Consider the following 5,610-nt stretch of genomic DNA (forward strand, 5'->3'; position numbering starts at 1 on the left):
ATTCATCCTGATCCGTGCGGCTGATCCCGAACTCCCGAGCCAGCACCTCGGCCGTCTGCCCCATGTTCAGCCCGCAGTTCGCGTCGGTGAGCCCCATGAGGAGGCCCACGACCGGTTTGAGATGAGCCGGTCGAATCCTCAGGAGCACGCCGAAACGGTCGCTCCATCTCTTTGCCTTCTGAAACGCTTGAAGAATTTCCTGCAGATCCTTGGAAAAAAAGATGGAAATGTTGCTCATGGATTCCACCCCGCCGGCGATGATCACCTCGGCCTCATTTAGGAGGATCTGCCGGCAGGCGTTGACGATCGACTGCATGCCTGATGCACAGTTACGCTGAACCGTGTAGGCAGGAACCTGTATGGGGATTCCCGCCTTGAGGGCGATCACCCTGGCAATATTGGTTGAGTCCGCAGGCTGCCCCACGTTCCCGATGATGACTTCATCCACCATCGAAGGGTCCATCTCCAGACGTTCCATGAGTTCACGGACTACAATCCGGCCAAGCTCGGAGGCGGAGAGATCATTAAAAAGGGTCCATGCCTTGATATAAGGAGTCCGGACCCCGTCCACAATCACAATCCTTTTTCCCATCATGGAACCTCCTAAAGGGGATAGGATTCATTTAAGTTAATTCGTTTTTTTGAGTATACACGATACCGAGATCTGATGTCAAGAAAACCAATGATAATCCGTGTAGTTGTATGATATGCCTCAAGACTTTCATGAATAATGTTCTGCTTGACATTCCTGCTCAAGAATATATATTTGTGAATCCCAAGGTAATGACTCTCCACCCGCATAATGGGTGGTATCAGGAAGCCCTCCAGAGGGGGGCATTGACCCAAAACAAACTCAGTGGCCAGCCAAAACGCCATGCTGTACCGCAACAGAAATCGTAACCCGTTTGTCATTGTCCGGCTTGACCGGACAATCCAGTATGTTCTGGATTCCCCGATCAAGTCGGGGAATGACGGTGTTTTTGATTCATCACGAAGTGTATATTTGCCGTCCCATCTGATGTGCTATAAACTTTTCCACTCTTACATAGGCTCTTCCTCCTGCTCCATTCAAGGCTTTCCCAGAGGAAGAGCCTATCTTATTTCTCCCCGGATCGGTAGAACCTCTCCGGGTCCACCACCAGTGGTACGTCACAAGGAGAGGAACGCAGATGAGACCGCCCTACGACCCTCTCGGTACGTCACCATATTTACGAACAGGACCACTAAGGAGAAAAATGCATTTAAAGCCGCCTCAAAAAACTATCATGCTCGTCAGCCTGATGCTTCTTCTGATCCTCTGCAAGGTTCCTTTTTCATCGGAATTCTCCTATGCGGAGGTTCTCCGGCTTGAGAATATGAGTTATCATATTATGGACACGGATCAACCCGGCATTAAAAAATACACCATGGAGGCCGACTTCAAGGGGACCAGGGACCAGGTCTGCGGGGTCATCTGCGACTACTATCACCTCAATACCTATATGCCCAAAGAGTTCGACTCGAAGGTCTTAAAACAAGATTCGAACCGGATTACTCTAAATGTCACTTTGGACATCCCGTGGCCCTTTGAGGATCTCAAGAGCATCCTCCTGATCAACTATGACAAAGACAAAGGGAAAGCACGCTGGAAACTGATCGGCGGGAACATCAAAAAAAATGACGGGACCATCGAGGTTGAACAGCGCGGGGAAACCTCACATGTCGTACAGACCACCTATCTCGATATCGGGCGGTATTACCCGGACTGGTTTATTGTGATCTATGCCCGTTCGCTGACTTACAAGGTGATGCGCGCCATGAGGGCACAGATCGAGACCGAGACCTCAGGAATGGATAGGCGTCAGGAACCCGTTCCCGCGGCCGGACCTTGAGTGAAAACATCAGGGGTCAAGGGTTCAAGGGTTCAAGTGAAATACTGATACCGGTAAACCGAGTACAAGAACGCAAGCAAAATCTCCAGAGAAAAACCTTTAAACCCTTCAACCTTTAAACCTTGCCCAAGGGTGAACGCGGCCTTTTCCTTGCTTTCTTGATAATTATTCATTACCATGGAAACCATGACACGCATCCGGAATGAAATCCGCGTGAGCCTCCTCCAGATCAATCCAGGCCTGCATGACCCGGACAGGAGGATTGAAAAAACGCTGAACCTGATCCGCCGTACCGCGGAAAGCCGGCCCGGGATCCTGGTCCTCCCTGAGATCTGGTCCGGTGGTTTCGAATACCCCGATGTGCTGAAGCTCAGCCCAAGGACCCCGGATATCCTGAACAGCCTCTGTGAAATCTCCGGGACCCACGGAACCATGATCATCGGATCCCTGCCGGAAAAAGAATCAGGGCGCCTCTATAACACCGCGGCCGTTGTGGATCACGGCAGGATCATCGGACGGTACCGCAAGAGGCGCCTCTTCCCTCCGATGCTTGAAGACCGATATTTCACGCCGGGCCGGTCCAGGAAGATTTTCTCCACGGCCTTCGGCCGGATCGGAATCGCCGTCTGTTTCGATCTCCGATTTCCGGAACACTTTGCGGGGTTCCGAGGCCGGGGGGCCTGGCTCCTCATCGTCCCCGCACAGTGGCCTGAGCCCCGATGCGCGCAATGGGAGTCCCTGCTCATCGCAAGGGCCATTGAAAACCAGGCCTTCGTCGCCGGATGCAACCGGGCAGGACGGACCCGGAACACACGCTTTTGCGGAAACTCCCTGATCGTGGACCCCGGAGGAACCGTCATCGCCCGGGGAGGGAGGGACGTTCAAGTCGTCTCGGCCGTTCTCCGGCCGGGAGCCGTTGAAACCATCCGCAAAGAGATCCCCATGCAGACGAAGAAACGGTGAGCATCCAATGGAACAGCACATTCATGAGTTCCTCCATTTCATCCGAATCGAAAAAGGGCTCTCGAACAATACGGCGGAGGCCTACCGCAGGGACCTGACACATTTTTCTGAGTTTCTCAAGGGCCAGGGGATCCATAAGGCCGCGAAGATAGACCGCAGGGCGGTCCTTTCCTATCTGATTCAGATCAAACGATCAGGATTGAATCTCTCCACGGTCCGGCGAAGACTGGTCAGTATCCGGATGTTTTTCCGTTTCCTGATTCAGGAAGGACGAATCCAGACGGACCCTGCCGAAAACATCGAGTCCCCCAAAACAATCCAGTACCTCCCGCAGACCCTGACTCCCGCAGAAGTGGAGAGCCTCCTCCGCACACCGGACACGGAATCACCCCTTGGGAAGCGGGACCGGACCATGCTGGAGGTCCTCTATGCCACGGGACTTCGCGTGAGTGAACTGGTTTCCTTGAAAAACTCGGATATCAACCTTGAAGTCGGATATCTGATCACCATGGGAAAGGGGGGAAAAGAGCGTCTGGTCCCCATGGGTGATTCGGCCCAGGGATGGATCAGGGATTTTCTATCGCATGACCGGCCCAGAATATTGAAATCGCGCCGGAGCGATTTTCTTTTTCCCAACCGGTTCGGAAATAGGATGAGCCGTCAGTGGTTTTTTAAGATCATCAAGAAATATGCCCTCCAGTCGGGTATCCGCAAGGAGATATCCCCTCATACACTCCGGCATTCCTTTGCCAGCCATCTTCTTGAAAACGGAGCGGATCTTCGATCCGTCCAACTCATGCTCGGACATGCGGATATCTCCACCACACAGATCTATACCCACGTCACAAAAGAACGGCTCAAAAAAGTTTTCGATAAATTTCACCCAAGGGCATGAAGGTGATTTGGGGTCAAGGGGTCAAGGGGTCAAGGGTCCGAGTGAAAAGCTTAGCAAGTAGCCGAGGGGTAAACATATCAAAAACCCCGGGGGTAGGCGAGATGATAGAAGAATACCTAAATCAAAAAAACACTTGACCCCTGGAATCCTCGGCCCCTTTTTACACACTAAATGGCCGATGGCTCGTAGAGGAGAAGAACCGCTTTTTTAGTAGATTTCTTTCTCATTGACAGTAGATGTTTTTTGTTTTATAAATATAGGTAACTTAAATCTGTAGTTGTTATGTAATTTGTTTGTAGTAATTCATCGGCCAAGTGGTCCTGTTCGTAAATATGGTAGCGTACCGAGAGAGTCGTAGGGCGGTCTCATCAGACGCGCGACTGAGGCGTACCCCTCTGGTACACCGCAAGGAGCGGAACTTTGATCCGGCTGCCCTACGACCCTCGAATACGACCGTATTTACGAATAGGGCCACTAAGCTCAAAAGGAGAAATGACTTCGTGACAAACAAAAATAAGATTGATCAACAGGCCTTGTACACCATCGGTGTGGCCTCCGAACTCATTGGAACCACAGATCAGACACTTAGGCTCTATGAAAAACACGGGCTCATCAAACCCGCCCGCCGCGGCAAGAATCGGTTTTTTTCCAACAATGACATCCAGTGGATGAGATGTATACGGGACATGATCCATACGGAGAAAATCAGCATCGAAGGAATCAAAAGGCTTCTGGACTATGCCCCATGCTGGGAGATCAGGCGGTGCCCGAGCCATGTCAAGGAATCCTGTTCCGCGTTCAAGGAACCGAACAGGCCGTGCTGGGAACTCACCAAAGGGAGTTGCAGTGAAAACGGCAAGGACTGCGACCACTGCATCGTCTATATAGCCCGGACCCGTAAAAAAGCCTGAAGGGTGTCCGTTGCATTCTATGGACTTCCCTCCAGATCCTTTCTCGTCAGCACATAATTCTTTATAACCTGTCCGGAGCTTCCGAACGGGCCCAAGGTTTTGCCGTTGGCCCGAAGCACAAGGCCCCCTGCATTCCCGATGTTGAGCCGGATGGATTCCACCATCTTCAAACGGACTTCTTGGCCGGGCCGGATGATCAGATCATGGTGTTCTTTCCCGTCCAGATCGCAGGAGACCCATGTCTGAGCACGGGCGGATAGAATCATTTCAATCGGAGCCGGGGAGGGAGCGGCCGGTTCCGTCTGCGGCCCCTCTGCCCTGTTCTGTGGAACGGGCGGGGCCTCCTCTTTTCCCGGTATGGGAACCTCTTTCGTCTCTTTGTTCACCTTCGACTCCGGGGATGAAACGGACTTTTCAATCCCGCCCTGCTGCAGGGATGGATGCTGAGAGGACGCCTCCCTCCACCTCCAAAGACCATACCCCGAAGCCATAACAACCGCCGCGGCCAGAAGAGCGGTCAAGATCCAAAGGATCATGGACCTTTTCTTATTCTTACTGACGGCGCCGGTCCCGGGGAGATCCATACCAGCCGCCTGCGAATTTCCGGAGGAATCCTTGGCCTTCCGGTATTCCTGATACCGCAGGATAGCCTCGTCCGCGTCCAGACCGATGTAATTGGCGTAGCTCCGTATGAACCCCTTTGTAAAAACCTCTGCCGGGAGCCTGGATTCGTTGTCTTCTTCTATGGCCTCAAGGTAGCGGTAGCTGACCTTGGTTTCATCAGAGATCTCTCTTAACGAGATCTCTCTCAGTTCCCGCTCGCTTTTCAGGTACTCGCCGAAAGAAGTCATTTCCATCCTTTGTATTCCTTGATACCGGATCTGTGATTGATATTCGGTTCTTCTCCTCTACGAGCCATCGGCCATTTAGTGTGTAAAAAGGGGCCGAGGATTCCAGGGGTCAAGGATTC

General features: G+C 52.4%; 6 protein-coding genes and 1 pseudogene. 5 read left to right on the plus strand and 2 right to left on the minus strand.

What is annotated here, in order from left to right:
* A pseudogene (locus AUK29_08785) lies at positions 1–595 on the minus strand (acetyl-CoA acyltransferase).
* A 107-nt stretch (positions 596–702) separates the two neighbouring features.
* On the opposite strand from AUK29_08785, the gene AUK29_08790 reads away from it, so the two are divergent.
* The 5 genes from AUK29_08790 (at position 703) to AUK29_08810 (ending at position 4,640) form a co-directional block, all read left to right on the plus strand.
* On the plus strand, positions 703–900 hold the full coding sequence (locus tag AUK29_08790) for a hypothetical protein (GenBank protein ID OIP62270.1): 198 nt from the start codon (positions 703–705) through the stop codon (positions 898–900).
* Positions 901–1,265: 365 nt separating this feature from the next.
* Positions 1,266–1,871 carry a hypothetical protein gene (locus AUK29_08795; protein OIP62271.1) on the plus strand — a complete coding sequence of 202 codons (606 nt, stop codon included), beginning with the start codon at positions 1,266–1,268 and terminating at the stop codon, positions 1,869–1,871.
* A gap of 195 nt (positions 1,872–2,066) precedes the next feature.
* The gene (locus AUK29_08800; protein OIP62274.1) at positions 2,067–2,834 is read left to right on the plus strand and encodes a hypothetical protein; all 768 of its coding nucleotides are present in this window, start codon (positions 2,067–2,069) and stop codon (positions 2,832–2,834) included.
* 7 nt (positions 2,835–2,841) lie between these two features.
* Positions 2,842–3,729: a site-specific tyrosine recombinase XerD gene (locus tag AUK29_08805; GenBank protein OIP62272.1), complete on the plus strand. Its 888-nt coding sequence runs from the start codon at positions 2,842–2,844 to the stop codon at positions 3,727–3,729.
* A gap of 533 nt (positions 3,730–4,262) precedes the next feature.
* Positions 4,263–4,640 (plus strand): hypothetical protein, encoded by a 378-nt coding sequence (locus tag AUK29_08810; protein OIP62275.1) that lies wholly within the window; start codon positions 4,263–4,265, stop codon positions 4,638–4,640.
* Between the two features lie 17 nt (positions 4,641–4,657).
* On the opposite strand, the gene AUK29_08815 is transcribed toward AUK29_08810, so the two are convergent.
* Positions 4,658–5,497 carry a hypothetical protein gene (locus AUK29_08815; GenBank protein OIP62273.1) on the minus strand — a complete coding sequence of 280 codons (840 nt, stop codon included), beginning with the start codon at positions 5,495–5,497 and terminating at the stop codon, positions 4,658–4,660.
* Positions 5,498–5,610: the final 113 nt, after the last annotated feature.

The organism is Nitrospirae bacterium CG2_30_53_67 (assembly GCA_001873285.1).
Taxonomy (GTDB): domain Bacteria; phylum CG2-30-53-67; class CG2-30-53-67; order CG2-30-53-67; family CG2-30-53-67; genus CG2-30-53-67.